The 24,424-nt window shown below is 69.7% G+C and carries 20 protein-coding genes and 2 tRNA genes; 14 read left to right on the top strand and 8 right to left on the bottom strand.

The genetic code is table 11. From position 1 onward, the window contains the following. Positions 1–59: 59 nt before the first annotated feature. From PSESU_RS05220 to PSESU_RS05205, 4 genes are all read right to left on the bottom strand, one after another. On the bottom strand, positions 60–2,303 hold the full coding sequence (locus tag PSESU_RS05220; protein WP_013534723.1) for a hypothetical protein: 2,244 nt from the start codon (positions 2,301–2,303) through the stop codon (positions 60–62). Positions 2,304–2,440: 137 nt separating this feature from the next. After that, positions 2,441–5,371, bottom strand: coding sequence for a TonB-dependent receptor (locus tag PSESU_RS05215; protein WP_013534722.1), 2,931 nt, complete (start codon positions 5,369–5,371; stop codon positions 2,441–2,443). A gap of 277 nt (positions 5,372–5,648) precedes the next feature. Beyond that, positions 5,649–8,807, bottom strand: coding sequence for a TonB-dependent receptor (locus PSESU_RS05210; protein WP_013534721.1), 3,159 nt, complete (start codon positions 8,805–8,807; stop codon positions 5,649–5,651). A 161-nt stretch (positions 8,808–8,968) separates the two neighbouring features. Beyond that, complete coding sequence (locus PSESU_RS05205; protein ID WP_013534720.1) at positions 8,969–9,940, bottom strand: LysR substrate-binding domain-containing protein; 972 nt, start codon at positions 9,938–9,940, stop codon at positions 8,969–8,971. Positions 9,941–10,146: 206 nt separating this feature from the next. Here PSESU_RS05205 and PSESU_RS05200 point away from each other — a divergent pair, with 206 nt between their 5' ends. From PSESU_RS05200 to fdxA, 5 genes are all read left to right on the top strand, one after another. Then, the gene (locus tag PSESU_RS05200) at positions 10,147–10,770 is read left to right on the top strand and encodes a 2-dehydro-3-deoxy-6-phosphogalactonate aldolase (RefSeq protein ID WP_013534719.1); all 624 of its coding nucleotides are present in this window, start codon (positions 10,147–10,149) and stop codon (positions 10,768–10,770) included. After that, the gene (gene dgoD / locus PSESU_RS05195) at positions 10,770–11,918 is read left to right on the top strand and encodes a galactonate dehydratase (RefSeq protein WP_041763877.1); all 1,149 of its coding nucleotides are present in this window, start codon (positions 10,770–10,772) and stop codon (positions 11,916–11,918) included. The genes PSESU_RS05200 and dgoD overlap by 1 nt, the downstream gene beginning before the upstream one ends. 8 nt (positions 11,919–11,926) lie before the next feature. Beyond that, the gene (locus tag PSESU_RS05190) at positions 11,927–12,832 is read left to right on the top strand and encodes an SMP-30/gluconolactonase/LRE family protein (RefSeq protein ID WP_013534717.1); all 906 of its coding nucleotides are present in this window, start codon (positions 11,927–11,929) and stop codon (positions 12,830–12,832) included. Continuing rightward, complete coding sequence (locus tag PSESU_RS05185; RefSeq protein ID WP_013534716.1) at positions 12,829–13,731, top strand: 2-dehydro-3-deoxygalactonokinase; 903 nt, start codon at positions 12,829–12,831, stop codon at positions 13,729–13,731. The genes PSESU_RS05190 and PSESU_RS05185 overlap by 4 nt, the downstream gene beginning before the upstream one ends. Positions 13,732–13,807: 76 nt before the next feature. Further along, positions 13,808–14,131 carry a ferredoxin FdxA gene (gene fdxA / locus PSESU_RS05180; RefSeq protein ID WP_013534715.1) on the top strand — a complete coding sequence of 108 codons (324 nt, stop codon included), beginning with the start codon at positions 13,808–13,810 and terminating at the stop codon, positions 14,129–14,131. A gap of 271 nt (positions 14,132–14,402) precedes the next feature. On the opposite strand, the gene PSESU_RS05175 is transcribed toward fdxA, so the two are convergent. Continuing rightward, positions 14,403–14,918 carry a hypothetical protein gene (locus PSESU_RS05175; protein ID WP_013534714.1) on the bottom strand — a complete coding sequence of 172 codons (516 nt, stop codon included), beginning with the start codon at positions 14,916–14,918 and terminating at the stop codon, positions 14,403–14,405. 28 nt (positions 14,919–14,946) lie between these two features. Further along, a complete protein-coding gene (dapA, locus tag PSESU_RS05170; RefSeq protein ID WP_041763874.1) occupies positions 14,947–15,855 on the bottom strand; it encodes a 4-hydroxy-tetrahydrodipicolinate synthase in 909 nt (302 codons plus the stop codon). Between the two features lie 140 nt (positions 15,856–15,995). Here dapA and PSESU_RS05165 point away from each other — a divergent pair, with 140 nt between their 5' ends. From PSESU_RS05165 to PSESU_RS05125, 9 genes are all read left to right on the top strand, one after another. Next, complete coding sequence (locus PSESU_RS05165; protein WP_155942721.1) at positions 15,996–16,580, top strand: glycine cleavage system protein R; 585 nt, start codon at positions 15,996–15,998, stop codon at positions 16,578–16,580. Between the two features lie 16 nt (positions 16,581–16,596). After that, positions 16,597–17,073, top strand: coding sequence for a peroxiredoxin (locus PSESU_RS05160; RefSeq protein ID WP_013534711.1), 477 nt, complete (start codon positions 16,597–16,599; stop codon positions 17,071–17,073). Between the two features lie 130 nt (positions 17,074–17,203). Beyond that, positions 17,204–18,604 (top strand): PhoH family protein, encoded by a 1,401-nt coding sequence (locus PSESU_RS05155; protein ID WP_013534710.1) that lies wholly within the window; start codon positions 17,204–17,206, stop codon positions 18,602–18,604. A gap of 169 nt (positions 18,605–18,773) precedes the next feature. Further along, positions 18,774–19,025: a helix-turn-helix domain-containing protein gene (locus tag PSESU_RS05150; protein WP_013534709.1), complete on the top strand. Its 252-nt coding sequence runs from the start codon at positions 18,774–18,776 to the stop codon at positions 19,023–19,025. 25 nt (positions 19,026–19,050) lie between these two features. Continuing rightward, positions 19,051–19,782, top strand: a complete 732-nt coding sequence (locus PSESU_RS05145) for a YoaK family protein (protein WP_013534708.1) — start codon at positions 19,051–19,053, stop codon at positions 19,780–19,782. Beyond that, the gene (locus tag PSESU_RS05140) at positions 19,782–21,485 is read left to right on the top strand and encodes a SulP family inorganic anion transporter (protein WP_013534707.1); all 1,704 of its coding nucleotides are present in this window, start codon (positions 19,782–19,784) and stop codon (positions 21,483–21,485) included. Before PSESU_RS05145 ends, PSESU_RS05140 begins: the two co-directional genes overlap by 1 nt. A gap of 37 nt (positions 21,486–21,522) precedes the next feature. After that, positions 21,523–22,332 (top strand): bifunctional hydroxymethylpyrimidine kinase/phosphomethylpyrimidine kinase, encoded by an 810-nt coding sequence (thiD, locus tag PSESU_RS05135; protein ID WP_013534706.1) that lies wholly within the window; start codon positions 21,523–21,525, stop codon positions 22,330–22,332. Further along, entirely contained in the window at positions 22,329–23,177 is an 849-nt protein-coding gene (locus PSESU_RS05130; RefSeq protein WP_013534705.1) for an alpha/beta hydrolase family protein, read from the top strand. The genes thiD and PSESU_RS05130 overlap by 4 nt, the downstream gene beginning before the upstream one ends. Before the next feature lie 53 nt (positions 23,178–23,230). Continuing rightward, positions 23,231–23,307: transfer RNA gene (locus tag PSESU_RS05125), tRNA-Arg, on the top strand. Between the two features lie 601 nt (positions 23,308–23,908). On the opposite strand, the gene PSESU_RS05120 is transcribed toward PSESU_RS05125, so the two are convergent. Both PSESU_RS05120 and csrA read right to left on the bottom strand, forming a co-directional pair. Continuing rightward, positions 23,909–24,001 (bottom strand) — tRNA-Ser (locus tag PSESU_RS05120). An 80-nt stretch (positions 24,002–24,081) separates the two neighbouring features. Beyond that, positions 24,082–24,288, bottom strand: a complete 207-nt coding sequence (csrA, locus tag PSESU_RS05115; RefSeq protein WP_013534704.1) for a carbon storage regulator CsrA — start codon at positions 24,286–24,288, stop codon at positions 24,082–24,084. Positions 24,289–24,424: the final 136 nt, after the last annotated feature.

The following is a 24,424-nucleotide window of genomic DNA, read 5'->3' as shown; positions in this document are numbered from 1 at the left end:
GGCCGTGGCCGCGGGCACGAATGCCAGCCAGGCCAGCGAGGCGAGGACGATGCGTGGTGTCATGGCACAGGTTCTCCGTAGATGACGCCGCGCCCGCCGGTGGCCAGGTAGACGCGGCCATGGATACGCGCATCGCCGGCAAGCGTGCGCACGCTGCCGAAGCGGTGCTGCGGATCGTCGATCCGCACCCAGCTGCGGCCTTCATCATCGGAACGATACAACCCCACGCCGCCGCCGACCTCGCCATGCAGGAACAGCGCCGGCACGCTGCTCCCGGGTGCCGGTGCGCCCAATCCGAGCGCAAGCGCCTCGCCTACACCAGGCATGCGCCGCAGGCTGCCGCCACTCCAGCGCAGCAGGCCGCCGCGGCCTGCCGCGATGTAGGCCACGCCCGTGGCCCGGGTGGACGCCAGCAACTGGCCGCCAGCGCCGTCTCCGACCCCATCGCTGCCTCCGGCGGCTGGCTGGAACGAGACCCCGCCGTCGGCGCTCAGGTACAACGCGCCCCTGGCCGGATCAAAGCCGTACCACAGCGCCGCGTCGAAGCGGTCCGCCGCCACCACGGCGCCCTGCGGCAATCCCGCGACCTTCTGCCAGCGGCGGCCGAAATCGTCGGTGAACCAGTGCACGCCCTCGCGCGGCTGCCAGAGCACGCGCCTGCCGTCGGCGGCGATGGCGATGCGGCCGGCCCCTTTGCCGGCGCCGGCGCCTTGCGGCTCGCTGGCGAACGCGGTCCAGCTGGCGCCGCCATCGCGCGACCAGGCGGCGCGCACCACGGCCGGATCGGGCTGGTGCAGATGGCCGCTGCGCACCAGCACCTGCGGCTGCTGCCCGGCGTAGTCCAGGCTTTCGGTATTGCTGTAGCGCGGGCCGGCGAACTGGGTGGTGGTGCGCCGCAGGTCGTCGTGGCGGAAGCCGTCGATGTCGCCGACACCGCTGACCAGCGGCGCTCCCTGCGGCGGGCTCACCAGGGCCAGCGGCACGGTTTCCTCCAGCCCGGCGTTGTCGAACCACCAGTGCACGCGGCCGCCGCGGTCCAGCGCGCGCATGTCGCGCGAGGCCCAGATGCCGTAGCCGGTGACGAACAGCACCCGGTCCGGATCGTGCGGGTCGATCTCGATGTCGGCCATCCAGTGCGGCCTGGCCTGCGCGGTCCACGGCGAGGCCGAATGCTCGAACCGCGACTGCTGAAACACCGGCCGCCAGCTGCGGCCGCCATCGGTGCTGCGGTACACGTCGTCGTGCGGCGCCCAGCGGTTGAAGGTGGTGGCGACGATCACGTCCGGATTGTCGGCCTGCACCGCCACCGCGCCCCAGCCGAAGCCATCGCCCTGCAGGTCGCTCGACTGCGGCGCCGGGGTGATGTCGGTCCAGCGGCCGCTGTCGGGCGACCAGCGCCACAGCGCGCCGTTGCCCATCTGGTCCGGACCGGGCTCGTCGCCGTAGCTGACCAGGAAATCGCCACGCGCGTCACGCACCATGTGGTTGGGGCGCAGTCCGCCAGGTTGCCCGGGCACGGCTTCCCAGCGCCTGCCACCGTCGCTTGAGCGGAACAGCCCGCCTTCGCGGCTGGAAACGCCGGCGTACACCACCGGCGTGGGCGAGCCGGGCTGGCCGCTGGCCGGGTCGAACACCACGAACACGATGCCGATGGACTGCCTGCGCCAGCTGTTGCTGGCCATGGCGGACTGCGAAGTTGCCAGCGCCGGGAACGCCTCCACGCGCGCCCAGGACGCACCGCGGTCGCCGCTGCGCCACAGGCCATGGGCCCGCGACCCGAGGAACAGCACGCGCCCGTCATTGGGATCGACCGCCAGGCGCTCGCCGTTGCCACGCCCCAGTTCGTTGCCGCCGAGCTTGAACGGCAGGTCGCTGCGCTGGAAGGTCGCGCCGCGGTCGGCCGAGCGCAGGATCGCGCCATTGCCGGCGCGCTCGTGGGTATAGGTTCCGGCCGCCAGGTACACGCGCTCCGGATCGGAGGGATCCAGGGCGACGCTCTCGATGCCCATCAGGTTGGCATCGGCATGGCCGATCCAGTCGGTCAGCGGGACCCAGCGCGCGGATGCCGCATCGCGCCGGTAGGCCCCGCCCACGTCGGTGCGGGCATAGGCCAGGCCCGGCTCGGCGGGATGGAACTCGATACCGGTGACGAAGCCGCCGCCGCCGATGGCCACGTTCTGCCAGCGGTATGCGACCGCGGCGTCACTGGCAGCCGCACCGGACGGATGGGCCAGTGCCGCGGCGGCCACGAACAGCGACGCCCCGGCCCGTGCCAGGAAACTGCGAACCGATTGCACGGCCATCGCCAGGCCACTCTCCTTCCCCACCGCGTGGGTGTGCCGCCGCGCCTGCCGGTGGCAGGTGGGCAGGCGTGGATGCGCTGCCCCGGCAGGCCGGGGCAGGATTCCGGCGGCGGGCCGGGCCGCCGCCACCCGGCCCGTCACAGGCCCAGGTTTGCGCGGATGGAGAGTCCGAAGCGGCGGTCGTTGATGTACCAGCCGTTGGGTCGGGTCTCGCTTCCGTAGTAGTCGAACCGGGTTTCGTCCAGCAGGTTGGTGCCGTCGAGGGTGATCGACCACACATCGCTGAGGTTGATCCGCAGCGAGGCGTCCAGCTGCCCGGTCTCGTCGTGGTACTGCGGCACGTGGCCGGCGTTGGGCGGACGGGTGGTGACCAGCCAGGTATCGCGCCAGTTGTACGCCGCGCGGAACGAGACCCGCGCCTTCTCGTACATCAGCACCACGTTGTAGCTGTGCTTGGACAGTCCTTCCAGCGGCAGGTAGGCCAGCTCGATGCCGTCGGTGCCCATCGCATCCGGCGCCGGCGCGCTGCTGTCGACGTAGGTGTAGTTCGCTTCCACGCCCAGGCCATCCAGCGCCCCGGGCAGGAAGGTGAAGAACTGGCGGTAACCCAGCTCGACGCCCTTGATCTTGCCGTCCTCGCCGTTGGAACGGGTCTGCAGCTGGAACGGACGCACGCACTCGGCCGCCACGCACGGCCGGGTCTCACCGGCCGCTCCGCCCTCCAGCGGCACGGTGAAGGCGGCGTCGTAGTAGTCCGCCTCCATCGTGTCGTAGTAGTAGAAGCCCTCGACCTTCTTGTAGAACGCGGTGCCGTAGACCATCGAGCCCTGGCCGAAGTACCACTCCAGCGAGGTGTCGAACTGGTTGGCGTACATCGGCTCCAGGTAGGGATTGCCACGGCTGGCGTAGGACACGCCGCCGGTGTTGAAGTCGAAGAAGGTGTTGTTGAGGTAGACGTACGGGTCGAGCAGGTCGAAGTTCGGCCGCGACATCGCGCGCGAGGCCGCCAGGCGCCACTGCAGGCTGTCGCTGAGGAACATGCGGAAGTTCACACTCGGCAGCACGTCGGTGTAGGCGTGCTTGACGCTGACCGGGTCCACCGCGCCGGCGGGCGACCCCTGCTGCAGCTCGTAGCCGTCGACCGTGGTTTCGGTGCGCACCACGCGCACGCCGGCGTTGGCGTCCCACGGGAAGCGGCCGCCGTCGTTGCCGAAGCGCAGCATCGCGTAGCTGGCGTAGGTGCGCTCGGTGTACTGGCGGACGTCCGTCACGTCGTTGTAGGCGACCGGGTCGTGGCCGAACATGCGCACGGTGTTCTCGTAGTCGGCGACCATCTCGTCGCAGGCCACGTAGCCGGTGGGCAGGCCGCTCTTGCCGCGGAAGTGGTCGGCGAACGGGAACAGCCGGTAACACGCGTCCGGGTAGTCGGAGAACGGCGCCGGGCGGAACGAGGACCAGGCCGCGTCCGGGTCGCCGGCCGGGCCGATCTTCTGCCAGTTCCAGCCCGAACTGCGGGTGATCGCGTCGCGGTCGGTGTAGCGCACGCCCACGCGCAGGTCGCGGAGGAAGCGGCTGTCGTCGAAATCCCAGCGCAGGTCCGCGCGCCAGGAGAACTGCTCGGCGTCGTTGTTGTCGCGCTTGTCCAGGTGCGAATACCAGCCGCCGTAGTTGGCGATGTCGCCCATGTAGCCGGGGATCGGCTGGCCGTCCTCCCCGTAGACGGTGACGGTCGGGTAGCGGCCGGTGGTGTCCACCCGCACCGGCGGCACGCCGTACAGCCCCGACCAGCCGCGCCAGTCGTCGGCATCCACCTGGCCGGCGAGCAGGTCGACCCAGTAGTTCACGCCCTCGGTGGTGGCGTCGATGTGCTGGAAGTCGGTGGACAGGTGCAGGTTGTCGTTGACCTGCCACTTGCCGCCCAGGGCCAGGTCGGTGGTCACCGAGTTGCGCCAGTCCATGCGCGCGGTGGTGGTCACCAGCGCGTTGTTGAAGGTGCCGTACTGGAACTCGCCGTCGGCGTCGAAGCCGAACGGGTCGGTGAACGCGCCGTAGCCGGGGATGTCGGGCGACACGAAGCCCCAGCCGTTGCCCGACCAGTTCACCAGGTCGTCGGCGTTGTTGTTGAGGTTGCCGGTGCGCACGCTGTATTCGCGGTTGCGGAACTTGTAGTCCGAACGCAGCGCGGTGGCGTACAGCTCCACCTCGTCGTTGGGCCGCCACTGCAGGGCCAGGTACTGGCCGTCGCGCTCGCGGTCGCCGAAATGGCTGTACATGCCGATCTCGCTCGGCACCACCACCTCCTGGCCCTCGTAGCCGGGCACGTCGTCGTAGGCCAGGTAGGAGCCGAAGTTGATCCGGTCCTCGCGGTACTGGCCTTCCTGGTGGGCCACGTTGAACAGCACGCCGAACTCGCCGGCGCCGGTCTGGAAGCGGTTGGAGAACAGCACCGAGGCCGAAGGCTGGGTCGATTCGCGCAGGTCCCAGCGGTTGACGGTGAAGCTGCCGGCCAGCTTCATCCCGTCCTCGTCGAACGGCATGCGCGTGCGCAGGTTGACCAGGCCACCCAGGCCGCCCTCGATCAGCTCGGCATTGGGGTTCTTGTACACGTCCACGCCACCGAGCAGCTCGGCCGGCACGTCCTCCCAGCTCAGCGCGCGGCCGCTGTTGGCGGTGAAGATGTCGCGGCCGTTGAGCTCGCTGCGCACCTGGGTCAGGCCGCGCACCATGATCGTGCTGCCCTCGCCCTTGTTGCGGGTGATCTGCACGCCGGTGATGCGCTGCAGGGCCTCGGCCACGTTGTTGTCCGGCAGCTTGCCGATGTCCTCGGCCACGATCGAATCGACGATCTGGTCGGTGGTTTCCTTGATGATCTGGGCGCGGGTCAGGCTGCCGCGCACGCCGGTCACCTGGACCACATCGAGCTCGGTGGCCGCGTCCTCGGCCTGCTGGGCCAGCGCGGTGGTGGAAAGCGACATGGCCACGCACAGGGCAAGCAGGCTGTGGCGGCGGACATTGATGGCGCGCGCAGGCATCCGGGACCCCGGGCTGCGGTGGTGGTGCTTGGACATGCGTTCCCTCCCAGGACACGTGCGGTACAAGCGTGGACGGGATCGCCGTCCGTCGGGTTGTGGCCGACCGCTCATGCGACGCGGCTGGCTCGGCCGCGACGGAAGACCGCCGCAGGCCGTGGAGCCGAGCATAGGTTCGCGCCGCCATGCCCTACCAATGAATTATTCCAAACAACCTATGTCGCGAAGGAATACAGGCCCGCGAAAGGGCACGGCCCGCGGAGTCGCCCCCGCGGGCCGTGCATTCACCGCTGCCACCGTTGCCGGCGGATGACGCTTACCAGCTGGCGCGCAGCACCAGCGAGTAGCGACGGTCGTTCTCGAACCAGGCGCGGTTGTACAGCGTCTCGTCGATGAAGCCGTCGCGGCGGTAGCCACGCGGGCCCATCAGCAGCTTGGTGGTGCTGTTGGTGAGGTTGTTGGCCTGCAGGCCCAGCTGGATGTTCGAGTTGATGTTGAAGAAGATCGAACCGTCCAGCTGGCCGTAGTCGTCGTTCCACACCGGCTGGCGCATCGCCGGCATGACGTCGCTGGAGGTCAGCAGGTAACGCGAACGCCAGTTGTAGGCGAGGCGCATCGAGACCAGGCCGCGCTCGTAGATGCCCATCACGTTGTAGCTGCGACGGGACAGGCCTTCCAGCGGCAGGTCGACCGGGACCTCGGCCGGGGTGCCGTCCGGGATGCTCACGTCGGCGTTGGTGCCGCCCGAGCTGTCCACGAAGGTGTAGTTGGCCTGCAGGCCGAGGCCCGGCAGGAAGTCGAAGAACTGCGAGTAGCCCAGCTCGAAACCACGGATCTTGCCTTCATCCAGGTTGCGGGTGCGGCTCATCACGTAGTTGCGGCCATCGATCACCTCGTTGGCGATCGCGGTGGCGAAGTAGTCCTTGACGTCCTTGGCGAACAGCGTGATGTAGGCGCTGTTGCCCGGGCCGAAGTACCACTCCAGCGCGGTGTCGAACTGGTTGGCGCGCATCGGCTTCAGGTCGGGGTTGCCGCCGCTGCCGCTGTAGGCCAGGTCGTCGAAGCTGCACAGCTCGGTACGCAGGCCGTCCTCGCGGGCCTGGGCGCAGCCGGCGGCGTTGGCACCGAGCGTGATCCAGTTCTGCATCAGGCGGAACTCGGGACGCGCGATGGCCTTCGACGCGGCGAAGCGCCACTGCAGGCCGTGGTCGAAGCGCACGCGCACGTTCAGGCTGGGCAGCACGTCGGTGTAGCTGCTGCTGCTCTTGTCCTCGAAGTACTGGCCGTAGAAGGCATCGCGGACCTCGGGCGCAACGTCTTCCAGGTAGGCCGTGGTCATGTCCGGCATCAGGCCGCCACCGACGGCCTCGACCTTGGTCTTGACCACGCGCACGCCGAAGTTGCCGTCCACCGGACGACCGCCGAAGGCGTCGTTGTTCTCGAAGTACAGGACGCCGTAGGCGGCCTGGGTCGTCTCGTCCTGGGTGTTGACCGCATCCGGCGAGAAGCCGATCGGCTGCCACTGCGCGCCCGGGATCTGGGCCAGGGTGTTGTTGACCTTGTCGATGTTGACGAAGCTGTCGGCCGCGGCCCAGAACTGGGTCGGGACGTTGGCCTTGCCGCGGAAGAAGTCCTTCAGCGTGTAGAGCTTCGACTGGCCGCTGTAGAACTGGTCGGCCCACGCCACCGGCGGACGGGACGGATCCGGGTTCTCGATCCGGTTCCAGTCGTCGGAGATCACGCCCCAGTTGTAGGTGGTGTAGAAGCTGCTGTACTCACGGTCGGAGAAGCGGACGCCGAAGCGCGCCATCCGCCACCAGTCGCTGTCGAAGCTGTACTCGAAGTCCAGGCGCGCGGCGCGCTCGGTGCCTTCGTTGTCGGCCAGGTGGTCCATGGCCGAACGCCAGAAGTAGTTCTCCTGCTGCAGCGCGTAGTTCGGATCGTCCAGGGTGACCGACGGGTACTTGCCGGTCAGGTCCAGGGTGATGCCTTCCAGCAGGGTCGAGGTGTGGACCGAGAAGTCCACCTGCTCGCTCTCGGCCTTCACGTACTGCAGGTCGGCGCGCATGATCAGCTTGTCGGTCAGGTAATGACGCAGGCTGGTCGACCAGTCGGTGGTCTGCGAGCTGGAGACGTTGACGCGGTTGCCGACGGCGAACTGGATGCCGGGGCCCTGGTACATGCCGTTGGAGTCGTCGCCCGGCTGGCCACGCCAGCCGCCCAGGCGGATCGAGCCCTTCAGGAAGCGGCCGTACTGGTCGTACAGGAAGTTGGTGCCCGGCATCGGGATCAGGCGGTTGGTGCGGTCGGCCAGGCCGTCGCCACCGTCGTAGCTGTTGCCGTAGTAGTTCGGATCGCCGGTCCAGTTGTCGGTGTTGTTGGCCTCACCGGCGCCGGCGTACTCCATGAAGTGCTCGCGCCAGGTGATGTCGTACTTGGACGTGATCACCTGGGTGGTGATCTCGGTGTCCTCGTTCGGACGCCACTGGAAGGCGAGCGCGCCGCCCTGGCGGGTGCGGTCGAAGTCGGTACGGCGCCAGTTCACGCCACCCGGGATGAACACATGGTCGAAGTCGGTGCCTTCCAGCAGCAGGTCACGCTGGCTGTCCGAGGACACCCACGCCTCCTGCTCCCAGTCGTAGACCCAGCCCTCGCCGTTGGGCAGGCCTTCCGGCTGCTCGGCGGGGGTACGGCCACGGCGGGAATACGGCTGGATCTGGATGCCGTCGGAACGGGTGGCCAGTTCCGAGTACGAGAGGTTGGCCAGGAAGCCCATCTCGCCCACGCCGGTGTCCCAGCGGTCGGAGAACAGGAACGAGGCCGACGGACGCGCGTCCTTGGCCTTGTCGCCGTAGTTGTAGTCGAGGCTGCCGGCGATCTTGCGGCCCGGCTCGTCGAACGGCTTGCGGGTGCGCAGGTTCACGGTGCCGCCCAGGCCGCCTTCGATGATCTCGGCCGAGGGGTTCTTGTAGACGTCGACGCCGGCCATCAGCTCGGAGGGCACTTCCTCGAAGCTCAGGCCACGGCCGCCGTTGGCACTGAACACGTCACGGCCGTTCAGTTCGCCGCGGACGAAGGTCAGGCCGCGGATCATCACGCCGCTGCCTTCGGCCGAGAAGTGGTCGGTATCGTCACGCGCCGCGAAGCCGGTAACCGTGACGCCGGAAACGCGCTTCAGGGTTTCGGTGACGCTGCGGTCCGGCATCGCGCCGATGTCCTGGGCGGTGACCGAGTCGATGATCTGCTCGGCCTCCTGCTTCAGGTCCTGGGCGCGCATCAGGCTGCCGCGCAGGCCGGTCACCTGGACCGTCTCAAGCTCCACCGCCTGCTCGGACGAGGAGGAGTTGGTATTGGCTTCCTGCGCTTGCGCGGCGGTGCCGGCAAGGACCAGGGCGACGCCCATGGCCAGCGCGCAGTGCTGCGGATACATGCGCGACTTCGCGCCGCTGCCAGCACGGTTGGTGTGGTTTGACATCCAGCTCCCCTCCCAGAGATACCTGATTCTTTAAGTTGTATGGGCACTTGCCATGAACGCCACCCGCGTTCCGGCGGATGTGCGTGAACGCGACGTTAACGCTACCATGTGACCCCGGTCAAGCACCTTCTGCGACGCAGACGCGTCCCGGGGAGGTTGGATCAGGACACCTGCCGCGCCCCGCGCGGGTACAGCTCCACCGCTGCCGCGCGCACCGCCTCCAGGACCTTTTGCGCGGCAGGCGAAAGCAGGTGTCCGCGCCGGCGGATGATGCCGAAGGACTCCATTCCCACCCCGAGTTCCAGCGGTAGCACGGCCAGCTGGCGCGCGGCCAGGTAGGGCGAGACCGCCTCCACCGGCAGCGCGGTGAGCAGGTCGCTGGCGCGCAGCAGGTTGAGGGTGACTGGCAGGGACGATGTCTCCACCACGTTCGCGGGGGGCGTCAGGCCGTGCTCGAGGAACATGGTTTCCAGCCGCGCGCGCAGCAGGCTGTCCGGCGGCGGCAGGATCCAGCCATAGGCGGCCAGGTCCGCGTGCGACAGCCGCGAGCGGCCGGCCAGCGGATGGTCGGCGCGCACGATCACCGAGTGCGGCTCGTCGGCCAGCGGCTCGAATTCCAGGTCCTGGCCGCCGGAAGGCTCCATGATCCGCCCCACCACCAGGTCGAGCTGGCCGTCGAGCAGGCGCGCCACCAGCGGCCGGCTGTAGTCCATCTCGATCCGCACCAGGATGTCGGGGAATTCGCGCTTGATCGCGGCCACCGCCGCCGGCACCAGGTTGGTCCCGGGATTGACCACGGTGCCGATCGAGGCCTGGCCCATGCGCCCGTCGCGCAGTGCCGCGATCTCCTCCTGCGCACGGCCGATCTCCAGCAGGGCGCTGCGCGCGCGCCGGATCAGCACCTGGCCGTACCAGGTCGGCTGCACCCCGCGCGCATGGCGTTCGAACAGCGGCACCCCCAACAGGCCCTCGATCTCCGCCAGCAGCTTGGACGCGGCCGGCTGGGTCATCCGTGCCGCCTCGGCCGCACGCAGCACCGAGCCCTGCTCGTCCAGGTGCAGCAGCAACATCAGGTGGCGGGTCTTGAGCCGCGCTGGATTGGCCCAGTGGGAAGCGGCGGGCGGGTAGCTCATCAACGATGCCTATATGTAGCGGGAATACATCGGATCGAAAATTTCATTTCCAAACATACCCCATCCGGGCAAGGCTAGGCATGCGGCAATGCACCGCGCCGGCAACCTCCACCGGCCGGGCCGCCGCTGCCAGTGAACGCCCCTGTCCGATCCAGTCTTTACTGGCATCGTGCGCAAGGTCGCGCCATGCACCCGCGGAGTCCTCCATGCCAGCAGCCCCATCGCCGTTCCGCCTGCCCCTGGTCGCGATCCTGCGTGGCGTCACGCCCGACCAGGCGCCCGCGCATTTCGACGCGCTGCTGGACGAGGGCTACGACGCGATCGAGATCCCGCTCAATTCGCCCGACTGGGCCACCAGTATCGGCCAGGCCGTGCGCGCGCATGGCGCACGCGCCTGGATCGGCGGCGGCACGGTGCTTCGGCCGGCGCAGGTCGACCAGCTGCGCGAGCTCGGTGCGCGTTTCATCGTCACCCCCAACACCAACCCGGCACTGGTCCGCCACGCCGCCGACGCCGGCCTGCAGGTACTGGCCGGGTTCGCCACCGCCAGCGAGGCCTTCGCCGCGCTGGATGCCGGCGCCAGCATGCTCAAGCTGTTCCCCGCCGCCACCTATGGCCCCGGCCACATCCGCGCCCTGCGCGCGGTGCTGCCGGCGAGCGTGCCGCTGTTCGCGGTGGGCGGCATCACTCCCGGCTCGCTGCCGGAATGGCTGGCCGCCGGCTGCACCGGTGCCGGCACCGGCGGCGAGCTCTACCGGCCAGGGCAGTCGCCGGAAGCGACGCGACAGAACGCAGGCGCGTTCCGCCAGGCCTTCATGGACCACGCATGATGAAGATCACCCGCCTCACCACCTACCACGCCGCGCCGCGCTGGCTGTTCCTCAAGGTCGAGACCGACGAAGGCATCACCGGCTGGGGCGAGCCGGTGGTCGAAGGCCGCGCGCGCACGGTCGAGGCGGCGGTGCACGAACTGGGCGAGTACGTGGTCGGCAAGGATCCGTCGCGGATCAACGACCTCTGGCAGACGCTGTACCGCGGCGGCTTCTACCGCGGCGGCCCGGTGCTGATGAGCGCCATCGCCGGCATCGACCAGGCGCTGTGGGACATCAAGGGCAAGGCGCTGGGCGTGCCGGTCTACGAACTACTTGGCGGCCGCGTGCGCGACCGCATGAAGACCTACCGCTGGGTCGGCGGCGACCGTCCGGCCGACCTGGTCGATCAGATCCGCAGCTACCGCGGGCTGGGCTTCGACACCTTCAAGTTCAACGGCACCGAGGAGCTGAAGCTGCTCGACAGCCCGCGCGCGGTGGACCAGGCCGTGGCCAAGGTCGCCGCGGTACGCGAGGCCTTCGGCGACAGCGTGGACTTCGGCGTGGACTTCCACGGCCGGGTCGGCGCGCCGATGGCCAAGCTCCTGCTGCGCGAGCTTGAGCCGTTCAAGCCGCTGTTCGTCGAGGAACCGGTGTTGCCGGAACAGGCCGAGTACTACCCGCGCCTGGCCGCCTCGACCTCGATCCCGCTGGCGGCCGGCGAGCGCATGTATTCGCGCTTCGAGTTCAAGCGCGTGCTCGAAGCCGGTGGCCTGGCCATCCTGCAGCCGGACCTGTCGCATGCCGGCGGCATTACCGAATGCCTGAAGATCGCGGCCATGGCCGAGGCCTACGACGTCGCCCTGGCACCGCACTGCCCGCTCGGTCCGGTGGCGCTGGCGGCCTGCCTGCAGCTGGACTTCGTCGCCCACAACGCGGTGCTGCAGGAGCAGAGCATCGGCATCCACTACAACCAGGGTGCCGACCTGCTCGACTACGTGCTCAACAAGGACGACTTCCGCTGCGACAATGGCGACATCCGAGCGCTGCCGCGCCCGGGCCTGGGGGTCGAGGTCGACGAGGAACGGCTGCGCCATGCGCACGCCAACCCGCCGGACTGGCGCAACCCGGTCTGGCGGCATGCGGATTCCAGCATCGCCGAATGGTAAGGAGCTCCATGGCAGGCATCCCGCAGCTGGTCGTTGATTCGAAGTGTTCGCATGGCGAAGGCGTGCTCTGGTGTGACCGCCGCCAGTCCGTGCTGTGGGTGGACATCGACGGGCGCCGGCTGTGGCTGCACCGCCCCGGCGACGGCCTGACCCGCCACTGGGACCTGCCCGACCGCCCCGGCTGCATCGGCCTGGGCCAGGACAACCGCCTGCTGCTGGTGCTTGCCAGCTCGTTGCACGAGGCCGAGGTCGATGCCGATGCGCCCGGCGAACTGCAACTGCACCACCTGGCCGACATCGACCCCGCCCTGCCCGGCCACCGCAGCAACGACGGCCGCGCCGACCGCCACGGCAATTTCGTGTTCGGCACCATGAACCAGAATCCGGGCCACGCGCCGACCGGTTCGATGTACCAGTACTCGGCGGCACACGGCCTGCGCCGGCTGCCGATGGGCGGCATCGGCATCCCCAACTCGATCTGCTTCTCGCCCGACGGCCGCACCCTGTTCTGGTGCGACACCCCGACCGGCACCATCCTCCAGGCCGATTACGACCCGGATGCCGCCCTGGTCGGCGCGCCTCGCCCCGTGGTTCCGGCCGGCACCGCCGAAGGCTCCCCCGATGGCTCCTGCCTGGATGCCGAGGGCAGGATCTGGAATGCGCGCTGGGGTGGCGCCCGGGTGGTCCGCTTCGACGCCGATGGCAAGGTCGAGTACAGCGTGCCGCTGCCGGTGCCGCAGCCTTCCTGCTGCGCGATCGGCGGCGCGGCGCTGGACACGCTCTACATCATCACCTCGCCCGAGGGCCTGGACGCGCACGCACTGGCCGAGGCGCCGACGTCCGGCGGCTTGTATGCATTGCCGCTCGGGCGCCCGCTGGGCGTGCCGGAAAGCAGGGTGGAGCTGCCCGCTTGATCGCGATCGACTGGGGCGGGAGCAACCTGCGCGCCTATCGCCTGGACGAGGCGGGCCGGGTGCTGGAGCGGCGCCGCGGCGACATCGGCGCGCTGGCCTGCAGCGGCCGCCATGGCGAGACCCTCGCCGGCGTGATCGCCGGCTGGAAGGATCCGCTGGTCGTGCTGTCCGGCATGATCGGCGCACGCGGCGGCTGGGTCGAGGCGCCCTACGTGCCCTGCCCGGCCAGCACCGATGTGCTGGCCGCCGGCATGGTCGACATGGCCGGCCAGGCGGGCGCGGTCCCGGCCCTGGCCGGACGCAGCCTGTGGTGCGTGCCGGGCATGGCCGACCACCGCGGCCAATCCGCGGACGTGATGCGCGGCGAGGAAACCCAGGTCACCGGCCTGCTGGAGCAGCTCGGCCCCGGCAGCCACACCGTGTGCCTGCCCGGCACCCACAGCAAGTGGGTGCAGGTCGAGGGCGGCGCCATCACCCGCATCACCACCGCCCTGACCGGCGAGCTGTACGGCCTGCTGCGCCGGCACAGCATCCTGGCGCGGAGCATGCCGGAGACCGAACCTGCCATCCTGGATGCGCGCGCGTTCGATGCCGGCCTGGCCGCGGCGCGTGCCGGCGGCGGCCTGCTGCACGACCTGTTCGGCGTGCGCACCGCGGCGCTGTTCGACCGCTTCCCCGCCGAGGCCCTTCCCTCCTACCTGTCCGGGCTGCTGCTCGGCCACGAGCTGCCGCCGGCACTGGCCAGCGCCGGTGACGGCCCGGTGCACCTGCTGGGCAACGACGCGCTGCTGGACCGCTACGCACGGGCCCTGGCCGCGCACGGCAGGACCGTCCTGCGCCACCGCGAGGAGCTGGCCGCGGCCGGGATGTACCGGCTGGCACGGGCGCGCTTCGGCTGACCGGCGCATCCGGCGCGACGGAGCGACCGCGCCTGCATTAGAATGGCGCGTTTCCCGCAGCCTTTCTGGTCCACCCATGCCTTTCGTCGTCACCGAGAACTGCATCAAGTGCAAGTACACCGACTGTGTCGAGGTGTGCCCGGTGGACTGTTTCCACGAAGGCCCGAACTTCCTGGTGATCGACCCGGACGAGTGCATCGACTGCACCCTGTGCGAGCCGGAATGCCCGGCCAATGCGATCTATCCCGAGGATGACGTGCCGGCGGGCCAGGAAGGCTTCGTCGCGCTCAATGCCGAACTGTCGCGCGCCTGGCCGGTGATCACCGTGCGCAAGGAACCGCTGCCGGACGCCGCCGAGTGGGACGGCAAGGGCGACAAGCTCAAGTTCCTGGAGCGCTGAGCGCCCGCGCCGGCCAGCCATTGCTGGCGGCAACCCCGACCGACCCGAACCACGCGCCCCATACGGGCGCGGCGTGTCCGCGTGCGACACCATCAGGGCACGTAGCCGAAAGCCGCGGGCGCAAGGCCAGCAACCGGCAATTGCGAAGGGAGGGATAGCAATAGCGCCCCATCCCGAACGGATGGGATGCACGGGCCGGGTCCATGCACGACACGCGCGAAACCGGCCGGGACATGGCGCGCCCCGGGGCGCGCCATGCCGGGTGCCGGCTTCAGCGGGCCAACGCGGCCTGCAGCGAACCGACCACCTGCACCGCAGCCGGGCTGGTGGCGGCGACGCCGCGCGGATCGACCGCCGAGACGTAGACGCCGCCCTGCACCGCGGCCACGCGCACCAGGAAGCCCTCGCCCTGGTAGGTCACGTCGTAGCTGCCGAGCAGCTGGGCGCGGTTGCCGATGGTGAGGCCGTCGATGGCCTCCAGCGCGGCGCCGACGCGCTCGAACACCTGGTCGCGCTGGGCGCCGGCGACGGTGAAGCCGCTCTGCGAGTCGGCCGGGGCGGACGGCAGCGCGGCACGACCGCCGGTGGCCGACGGCACCGCCATGGCGCCGGAGGTGTCGGGCAGGTTGAGGTCCGGCGGGACTTCCAGCGGACGCTGCTCCTGGGCCAGCGCGTAGTCGCCGCGCGGACCCTTCTTGAACATCTTGCAGCCGCCGAGGGTGGCGACGGCGGTGAAACCCAGCAGCAAGGCCGCGGTGGTGCGCACAACACGGGAATGACGGGACATCGGCAATGCTCTCCGGAGAAGTTCTGGATCAGGCCGCAAGCGTATCGCCGCGGCAGTGTGCTTCGAGTTGCGTGGCCAGCGCGGACATGCGCGCGGCCTCGTCGTGGTGGCGTTCAGACAGCTGGACCAGCGGCAGGCGCAGGCCTTGGCCATAACCGGCGGCCTGCAGCAGCGCCTTGACCGGGATCGGGTTCGGCTCGACCCCGCAGAACGCATGCAGCGGCGCCAGCCTGGCATCCCACTCGTCCGCCGCGGCGGCGTCGCCGGCGCGGGCCAGGTCGCACAGCCGACGGTAGGCGGCCGGGGCGATGTTGGAACCGACCGAGACCAGGCCCTGGGCACCGGCCAGCATCGAGCGGCCGGCAGTGCCGTCATCGCCGCTGAGCACGGTGAAATGGCGCCCGGACAGGGCCACCAGCGCCTGGATGCGGTCCGGGTCGGCCACCGCTTCCTTGATCGCGACGATATTGTCGTGGCCGGCCAGCTCGGCCACCGTCTCCGGCAGCATGTCGCAGGCGGTACGGCCGGGCACGTTGTACAGGATCACCGGCAGGCCGCCGCGGTCGGCGACCGCGCGGTAATGGGCCACCAGGCCGGCCTGGGTCGGGCGCACGTACGGCGGGGCCACCACCAGCGCGGCCTCGACGCCCGCCGCAGCGGCGCGGCGGGTGCGGGCGATGGTAGCGGCGGTGCCGGACAGGCCGGTGCCGGCGATCACGTCCACCTTGCCGCCAACGGTTTCCACCGCCACCCGCAGCAGGGCGTCGTATTCGCTGTCGTCCAGCATCGAGGCTTCGCCGGTGGAACCGGCGACGACAATGCCCTGCACGCCGGCAGCCAGCTGCCATTGCAGCAGGCGTCGCCAGGCGTCGAGGTCGAGGGCTCCGCCACCGTCTAAGGGGGTGGCGAGCGCGGTGATCAGGCCGGTGGGGTGCAAGCCGGTTTCGCTCTGGATTCTGCGGCGCGCGTGCACGCGGCGGGCCGCCTGAAGGAGGCCCGATCATACTTGCGGCGCGAAACCACGGGCAAGTATGCTGGCCCCGGTGGCGCGACCCTGCCCGGGCGCGCCTTTCCAGCATGCAGCAACCCGCGGAAGCCTCCTTGACCGACACCCCCCAGCGGCCTTCGCCGAACGAAAACCACCTCCTGATCAACGCCTATACGACGCATCCGGAGTCGCCGCTGCTGTCCGTCACCCGGCGGATCGCCGACAGCGGCTGCAACCTGGTCGACGCGCGCCTGTCCACGGTCGGTCGCGACGTTTCGATGACGGCGCTGGCGATGGGTTCGTGGGACGCGGTGGCCAAGCTGGAGGCGATGCTCGGCCGCCTGGAGCGCGAGGAAGGCCTGAAGCTCAACTGGTACCGCACCGCCGCCAAGCAGGTGCAGTCCAACCTGCTGCCCTACATCGTCGAGGTCGTGGCGGCGGACAAGCCCGGCATCCTGTTCCAGCTGGCCGACTTCTTCGACCGCCAGGGCATCACCATCGAGAACCTGCAGAGCACCCGTTACCGTGCGATGCAGACCGGCGCGGAGATGTTCTCGGCGCAGGTGACCATCGGCGTGCCGGCGAACATGCACATCGCCGCGCTGCGCGACGACTTCCTCGAGTTCTGCGACCACCTGAACCTCGACGCGATCATGGACCCGATGAAGTTCTGAGGGCACGACCGGCACGATGAAACCCGCCAAGCTCGACCGCGCCACCCTCAAGCTCCCGCTGGCCCTGTCCGGCGGCACCACCGCCACCCTCGCCGGTTACGCCGGCCGCTGGCTGGTCCTGTACTTCTATCCGAAGGACAGCACGCCCGGCTGCACCACCGAGGGCCTGGACTTCAACGCCCTGCTGCCGGAATTCGCCGCGCTCGGCGCCGACGTGCTCGGCGTGTCGCGCGACTCGGTCAAGTCGCACGACAACTTCTGTGCGAAGCAGGGCTTCCAGTTCCCGCTCGTGAGCGACGGCGACGAGGCCCTGTGCCGCGCCTTCGATGTGATCCACGAGAAGAACATGTACGGCCGCAAGGTGCTGGGCGTGGTGCGCAGCACCTTCCTCATCTCGCCCGACCACCACATCGTCCGCGAGTGGCGCGGGGTCAAGGTCCCCGGCCACGCCCAGGCCGTGCTGGACGCACTGAAGGCCGAAGCCGGCAAGTGACCCACCCATCCCTCCATCGCACCCGTCGCCCTGCATCGCAGGCCGCGACGGCTCGCCCCTGTCCGGCGCCAAGCGAACAAGGCCGCGGCGCCGTCCTCGTCCGTTCCGCCCCTCCCACCAGGAAGCCACGATGACCCGAGGCAAGCGCATCTACGTGCTGGACACCAACGTGCTGATGCACGACCCCACCGCGCTGTTCAAGTTCGAGGAGCACGACATCTACCTGCCGATGCAGGTGATCGAGGAGCTGGACAACGCCAAGAAGGGCACGTCCGAAGCCAGCCGCAACGCGCGCCAGGTCAGCCGCTTCCTCAACGACCTGGTCGAGAGCGCCGGCCTGGAGAACGTGGACCGGGGCATCCCGCTGTCCCAGCCCAACGGCCTGCAACTGCGCGGCCGCCACGCCGCCGGCCTGCTGCGCTTCCAGACCAGCCATTTCGAGGCCGGCAAGAGCTTCGGCGCGGTGATCCCGGACAACGCCATCCTCGGCGCGATCCTGGCGCTGAAGGAAGTCACCCCGCCGGAGACCCCGGTGGTGTTCGTGTCCAAGGACATCAACCTGCGGATCAAGGCGGCGATCGCCGGGATCGTGTCCGAGGACTACGAGAACGACCGCGCGCTGGACGATTTCAGCCTGCTGTTCACCGGCGCCACCGAGCTGCCGGAGGACTTCTGGAAGCGCCACTCCGCAGACCTGCGCTCCTGGTCCGACCGCGGCCGCACCAGCTACGAGGTGGAGCTGGCCGATGACGAGGACTGGCATCCCAACCAGTACCTGTACCTGCCGGGCGAGGACGAGGTCGAGCTGCGCGTGGCCAAGGTCGAAGGCAGGCGCGCGGTGCTGAGCATCGTCGACGACTTCCGCCACGGCCAGCACGCGGTCTGGGGCATCACCGCGCGCAACCGCGAGCAGAACTTCGCGCTCAATGCGCTGATGGACCCCGAGATCGACTTCGTCACCCTGCTCGGCACCGCCGGCACCGGCAAGACCCTGCTGGCGCTGGCCGCGGGCCTGGCGCAGACCATGGACCAGCAGCGCTACCGCGAGATCATCATGACCCGCGCCACGGTCAGCGTCGGCGAGGACATCGGCTTCCTGCCCGGCACCGAGGAGGAGAAGATGACCCCGTGGATGGGCGCGCTGACCGACAACCTGGAAGTGCTCACCCACAACCAGGAAGGCGGCGCCTGGGGCCGCGCAGCGACCAACGACCTGCTCGCCTCGCGGATCAAGATCCGCTCGATGAACTTCATGCGCGGCCGCACCTTCCTCTCGCGCTACCTGATCCTGGACGAGGCGCAGAACCTCACGCCCAAGCAGATGAAGACCCTGGTCACCCGCGCCGGTCCTGGCACCAAGATCGTCTGCCTGGGCAACGTCGAGCAGATCGATACCCCGTACCTGACCGAGACCACCTCGGGCCTGACCTACGCGGTGGACCGCTTCAAGAACTGGCCGCACAGCGCCCACATCACCCTGCGCCGTGGCGAGCGCTCGCGCCTGGCCGACTTCGCTTCCGAGGTGCTCTGACCGCGGCGCGCTCTGCTCCCCTCTCCCCTTCCGCCGAGGGGAGAGGGGCTGGAGGTGAAGGCCGGAAGCTTGGCGTTCCTGTCCTGGAGCCACCCCTGGTGATGTTCCAAACATCACCACGCAAGCGTAAAACTTGCACACCCATGGCTGGCGCAGGACAATTCCAGCCATGATCACCGCCGCCCAGATGCGCGCCGCCCGCGCCCTGCTTGGCATCGACCAGCGCCGGCTGGCCGCGCTGGCCGGCGTGTCCCTGCCCACCATCCAGCGCATGGAAGCCAGCGATGGCACCGTGCGCGGCGTGGTCGACAGCCTGACCAAGGTGGTCGGCGCGCTCAATGCCGCCGGCGTGGAACTGATCGGCGACGAACAACCCAGCACCGGCCGCGGTCGCGGCGTCCGCCTGAAGGATCGGGCCTGATGCACGCAGGGGCCGGCGAGCGGGCATGAACACGCGACTGCCACGCTGGGTCTGGGTCGGCGCGATCTCCCTCGCCGGTATCGCCGGCATGGTGAACGCGGTGGGCTTCCTCGGCTTCGAGCACATGGCGGTCAGCCATGTCACCGGCACCACCACCCAGCTGGGCACCGCGCTGGCCGATGGCGACTGGCGCAGCGTGCGCCACCTGTGGGCGGTGCTGATCGCCTTCAGCCTGGGCGCGGTGCTCAGCGGACTGATCATCCAGGACAGCACCCTGCGCCTGGGTCGGCGCTACGGCGTGGCCCTGGCGCTGGAGGCGGCGCTGCTGCTGGCGGCGATCCCGCTGTTCCAGCGCCAGCAGCTCAATGGCGCCCTGCTCGCGGCGATGGCCTGCGGCCTGCAGAACGCGATGGTCACCACCTACAGCGGCGCGGTCGTGCGCACCACCCACCTGTCGGGCATGTTCACCGACCTGGGCATCGGCCTGGGCCACCTGCTGCGCGGGCTGCCGATGCCGATGCGACGCCTGACGCTCAGCGGCCTGATCATCAGCGGCTTCCTGTGCGGCGGTATCCTCGGCACCTGGGGCTTCCGCGCGTTCGGCTACCACGCCCTGGCGATCCCGGCCGCGCTGACCGGCGCAACCGGCATCGGCTACGTGATCTACCGCAACCATGCACTGCGCCTGCTGCGCCAGCCGGGCAGCACGCCCGACGACAGCGGCGCCCCGGAACGGGAACATCGACGGGAGGGGTAATGGACGCCACCCGGCTGCGCACCTACCTGCAGCAGTTCGAACCCAAGCTGTGGACCACCCTGCGCGAGGGTTACACCCTCCAGCACCTGCGCGCGGACGCGCTTGCCGGCCTGACCGTGGCCATCGTCGCCCTGCCGCTGGCCATGGCCCTGGCGATCGCTTCCGGCACCACGCCGGAGAAAGGCCTGCATACGGCGATCATCGCCGGCTTCCTGATCTCGGCCCTCGGCGGCTCGCGGGTGCAGATCGGAGGCCCCACCGCGGCCTTCATCCCGGTCGTGTTCGTGGTCATCCAGAAATTCGGCTACGGCGGCCTGGTGCTGTGCACCCTTCTGGCCGGACTGATGCTCATCGCCGCCGGGCTGCTGCGCCTGGGCACGCTGATGAAATACATGCCGCAGCCGGTGATCACCGGCTTCACGGCCGGCATCGCGGTGAGCATCTTCTCCTCGCAGGTCAAGGATGCGCTGGGCCTGCAGATGGAGGAGGTACCGGCGGAATTCGTCGAGCGCTGGAGCGCCTACGCCCGACACTTCGCCACCACCCAGCCGGCCACCGTGGCCATGACCGTGCTCGGCCTGGTGGTGATCGTCGGCCTGCGTTACTGGAAGCCGAAGTGGCCGGGCTTCCTGCTCGCGCTGCTGGTGTGCACGGCGGCGACCACGGTGTTCGCCCTGCCCACCGATACCATCGGCAGCCGCTTCGGCGAACTGCCCACGGCCCTGCCCGCGTTCGACTTCCCGCGCATCCCCTTCGAGCGCACCTTCGAGCTGCTGCCCAGCGCCTTCACCATCGCCTTCCTCGCCGGCGTCGAGTCGCTGCTGTCGGCGGTGGTCGCCGACGGCATGACCGGCGGCCGCCACCGCTCCAACGGCGAGCTGGTGGCGCAGGGCGTGGCCAACGCCGCCTCGGCGCTGTTCGGTGGACTGCCGGCCACCGGCGCCCTGGCGCGTACCGCGACCAATATCCGCGCCGGGGCGCGCTCGCCGGTGTCGGGGATGCTGCACGCCGGCTACCTGCTGCTTTTCATGCTGCTGCTGGCACCGCTGATGCGCTACGTGCCGCTGGCCGCGCTGGCCGCCGCGCTGCTGGTGGTGGCCTGGAACATGAGCGAGTACGAGCACTTCCGCAGCACCCTGTCGGCGCCGTGGGGCGACCGCATCGTGCTGCTGCTGACCTTCCTGCTGACGGTGTTCTTCGACCTCACCGCGGCGATCGAGGCCGGCGTGGTCGTGGCCGCGTTCGTCTTCATGTACCGCGTGTCCGAGGCGGTGGAGATCCGCTCCGGCGTGCGCACCGCCGACGACGACCTCGACGAGGCCGGCGCCCGCACGCGCGACGAGCAGCAGCGCCAGCGCCTGCCGCGCGGAGTCGAGGCCTACCAGATCGGCGGGCCGCTGTTCTTCGGTGCGGCCAACCGGCTGGACAGCCTGCTCGACCAGTTCTTCGAGAAGCCGAAGGTGCTGGTCCTGCGCATGCGCCTGGTGCCGGTGATCGACGCCAGCGGCGTGCACGCGCTGCGCAAGCTGGCCCAGCGCTGCCAGCGCGAGGGCATCGTGCTGGTGCTGTCGGGACTGCAGGAGCAGCCCAACCGGGTCATCGCCCAGATGGGCCTGCACGGCGACGCCGGCGACCTGCACCTGGCCTCGGACTTCGACCGGGCGGTGCAGCTGGCGCAGTCCATCGTCGCCGCCAGGGGCTGAGCCCCACGACGCGTGCCGCTCGCGGCACAATGGCCGCATGCAGACCCGATCCGTCATCTCCGCACTGACCATCGCAGGCTCCGACTCCGGCGGCGGCGCCGGCATCCAGGCCGACCTCAAGGCATTCGCCGCGCACGGCGTGCACGGCCTGTCCGCGCTGGCCGCGCTCACCGCCCAGCACACCCGCGGTGTCACCGCGGTGCACGTGCCGCCACTGGACTTCCTCGAGGCGCAGATCGACGCCTGCTTCGACGACTTCGACATCCGCGCGGTGAAGCTGGGCATGCTCGCCACCGCCGGGGTGATCGAGGCCGTCGCGCGCGCACTGGAGCGGCATCGTCCGCCGCACCTGGTGGTGGACCCGGTGATGGTCGCCACCAGCGGCGCGCGCCTGCTCGAGGCCGATGCGCTGGAGGCGCTGCGCACGCGGCTGCTGCCGCTGGCCACGGTGATCACCCCCAACCTGCCCGAGGCCGAACTGCTGCTGGGCCGCCCGATCACCGACCTCGACGCGATGGCCGAGGCGGCCCATGCACTGCGCACGCTTGGCGCCCGCGCCGTGCTGCTGAAGGGCGGTCACCTGCCAGGCAGCGGCGACGTGGTCGATATCCTGGTCGATGCGGAAGGCGAGCAGCGCACCGCGCATCCGCGCCTGCAGGGCGAGGCGCATGGCACCGGCTGCACCCTGGCCTCGGCCGTGGCCGCCAACCTCGCGCGGGGCCTGTCGCTGCGCCAGGCCTGCAGCGATGCGACCGACTACGTGCATGCCGCGCTGCGCGCCGGCTCGCGCCCGGGCCGCGGCGACGTGCTGGTGCTGGACCACTTCGCCTCCCAGCCCGGTCGATGAGCCAGTCCCGGACGTCCGAACAGTCCGTTTCCGCGAGCGACGCCCACCGCTGGACCCTGGCCAGCGTAGCACCTGCTGAACCGCGCGCACGCCTGCTGTGGCTGCCGGCCCTGGGCGTTGCCGCACGCCACTACCTGCCACTGGCCGAGGCGCTCGCCGGGCTCGGCATCGCCGTGCACCTGCACGAATGGCGCGGCAATGGCAGCAGTTCGCTGCGGCCTTCGCGCGCCCAGGACTGGGGCTACGCCGAGCTGCTGACGCGCGACCTGCCGGCCAGCCTGGCCGCGATACCCAACAACGTGCCGACGTGGATCGGCGGCCACAGCCTGGGCGGCCAGCTGGCCTGCTGCTTCGCCGGACTGCAGCCGGCACGCATCGCCGGACTCGCCCTGGTCGCCAGCGGCACGCCGTACTGGAAGACCTTCCCCACACCATTGCGCTGGCTGCTGCCGCTGGCCTATCGCCTGCTGCCCTGGCTGGCACGCCGCCAGGGAGTGCTGCATGGACGCCGCCTGGGCTTCGGCGGCACCGAGGCCCACAGCCTGATCGCGGACTGGGCCGCCGTGGGCCGCAGCGGGCGCTATGCCGCCGCCGGTGCCGACATCGACCTCGAGGCCGGCATGGCTGCATTGCGGATACCCGTGGTCGCGGTGGCGATGGACGAGGACTGGCTGGGCCCGGCCTCGTCGCTGCGCGGACTGCTGGCCCACCTGCCGCGTTCGAAGGCGGACGTGCATCATATGGACCACGCTGCACTGGGCGTCCGCGCCGATCATTTCGGCTGGATGCGCACCCCGGCGGCGGTCGCCGCCGCCCTCGCGGAAAAAATTTGCGAACCATCGTAAAGAAGGTGTTGACGGCCCCGCCTCACATCCGCATAATTTCGCTCCTCAGCAGCGCGCCCGTAGCTCAGCTGGATAGAGTACCTGGCTACGAACCAGGCGGTCGGGAGTTCGAATCTCTCCGGGCGCGCCATTATTCAAGACCGCCGACCCAGTGTCGGCGGTCTTTTTTTTCGCCTGTTTTTTCCTGCGTTCTGGCATCGCCTGGCACGCCGGCATGGCTGACGCACCACGTGCGCACGCAGCGGCACTCCTCCGATATCGATACGCCTCGGCCGACCAACGGCTGACGCACGCGCGAAGCAATCACTGCCACCTTCGCAGCGAGCCTCGACGGCGCCCACCTGATGCCTGGGATCCAGCACCCTGCCCGTGTATCGAGGACGCGCAGAGCGGATTCTCCCGCGCCGTCGCCGAGGCAGGTAGCCATCCGCCCCGTCCATCCACAGGCAGTGGCGCTGCAGCGCCACGAACCCGCGCGCGGTCCGCGGAAATCCCACTGGAAACCAGGGGGAAAGCGACGAGGCAGCAGGATCAAATGCGTGGCAAACCAGCACCAGTTGCCCAGACAAAGCCAGGCAAACACGCAGCTGGCACACGCTGCAGAACCCACAGTGACAGCGCTGGGGCGGGAGGCATACCCGCAGCGGTGCGCGCATGACCCATGCGGGAAAGACACCGGAGAACACGCAAAGAAAAAGCCCGCGGCTTGCGTCGCGGGCTTTCCTGGTAACTGGCGGAGTGAGAGGGATTCGAACCCTCGATAGAGCTTTTGACCCTATACTCCCTTAGCAGGGGAGCCCCTTCGGCCTCTCGGGCATCACTCCGTTGAACCCTCGCACTGCACCAGTGCTGCGGGCCGCGAAAGGATACAGGTTCGGGCCGGACCCGGCAAACACTTCCTGCGTTATTCGGCCGGAGTGCCTTCGTTTCCAGCATCCGACGGCGATTCACCACGCTGGATGCGCTGGTAGATCTCCTCGCGGTGCACGGCGACGTCCTTCGGCGCGGTGATACCGATGCGCACCTGGTTGCCCTTGACCCCGAGCACGGTGACGGTGATCGAATCTCCGATCATGAGGGTCTCGCCTACTCGGCGGGTCAGAATCAGCATTTCTTGTTCTCCATGGCGCCGGTTACGACCCGGAGGTTACGTACCGGCGCGAGGCTTCAGGGTGAAGCCGCGCGCATCCACTGTGCAGCGTCGGGGTCGGGGGATCGTACTGCCCCCCGCCGCGGCCCGGCAAGCG

Source organism: Pseudoxanthomonas suwonensis 11-1, from assembly GCF_000185965.1.
Taxonomy (GTDB): domain Bacteria; phylum Pseudomonadota; class Gammaproteobacteria; order Xanthomonadales; family Xanthomonadaceae; genus Pseudoxanthomonas; species Pseudoxanthomonas suwonensis_A.
This window is presented reverse-complemented; position numbering and strand designations above follow the sequence as displayed.

Coding starts and splice junctions, on each gene's coding strand:
- PSESU_RS05220 (WP_013534723.1), bottom strand. CDS start 2,303: ATGGCCGTGCAATCGGTTCGCAGTTTCCTGGCACGGGCCGGGGCGTCG.
- PSESU_RS05215 (WP_013534722.1), bottom strand. CDS start 5,371: ATGTCCAAGCACCACCACCGCAGCCCGGGGTCCCGGATGCCTGCGCGC.
- PSESU_RS05210 (WP_013534721.1), bottom strand. CDS start 8,807: ATGTCAAACCACACCAACCGTGCTGGCAGCGGCGCGAAGTCGCGCATG.
- PSESU_RS05205 (WP_013534720.1), bottom strand. CDS start 9,940: ATGAGCTACCCGCCCGCCGCTTCCCACTGGGCCAATCCAGCGCGGCTC.
- PSESU_RS05200 (WP_013534719.1), top strand. CDS start 10,147: ATGCCAGCAGCCCCATCGCCGTTCCGCCTGCCCCTGGTCGCGATCCTG.
- dgoD (WP_041763877.1), top strand. CDS start 10,770: ATGAAGATCACCCGCCTCACCACCTACCACGCCGCGCCGCGCTGGCTG.
- PSESU_RS05190 (WP_013534717.1), top strand. CDS start 11,927: ATGGCAGGCATCCCGCAGCTGGTCGTTGATTCGAAGTGTTCGCATGGC.
- fdxA (WP_013534715.1), top strand. CDS start 13,808: ATGCCTTTCGTCGTCACCGAGAACTGCATCAAGTGCAAGTACACCGAC.
- PSESU_RS05175 (WP_013534714.1), bottom strand. CDS start 14,918: ATGTCCCGTCATTCCCGTGTTGTGCGCACCACCGCGGCCTTGCTGCTG.
- PSESU_RS05165 (WP_155942721.1), top strand. CDS start 15,996: ATGCAGCAACCCGCGGAAGCCTCCTTGACCGACACCCCCCAGCGGCCT.
- PSESU_RS05160 (WP_013534711.1), top strand. CDS start 16,597: ATGAAACCCGCCAAGCTCGACCGCGCCACCCTCAAGCTCCCGCTGGCC.
- PSESU_RS05155 (WP_013534710.1), top strand. CDS start 17,204: ATGACCCGAGGCAAGCGCATCTACGTGCTGGACACCAACGTGCTGATG.
- PSESU_RS05150 (WP_013534709.1), top strand. CDS start 18,774: ATGATCACCGCCGCCCAGATGCGCGCCGCCCGCGCCCTGCTTGGCATC.
- PSESU_RS05145 (WP_013534708.1), top strand. CDS start 19,051: ATGAACACGCGACTGCCACGCTGGGTCTGGGTCGGCGCGATCTCCCTC.
- PSESU_RS05140 (WP_013534707.1), top strand. CDS start 19,782: ATGGACGCCACCCGGCTGCGCACCTACCTGCAGCAGTTCGAACCCAAG.
- thiD (WP_013534706.1), top strand. CDS start 21,523: ATGCAGACCCGATCCGTCATCTCCGCACTGACCATCGCAGGCTCCGAC.
- PSESU_RS05130 (WP_013534705.1), top strand. CDS start 22,329: ATGAGCCAGTCCCGGACGTCCGAACAGTCCGTTTCCGCGAGCGACGCC.
- csrA (WP_013534704.1), bottom strand. CDS start 24,288: ATGCTGATTCTGACCCGCCGAGTAGGCGAGACCCTCATGATCGGAGAT.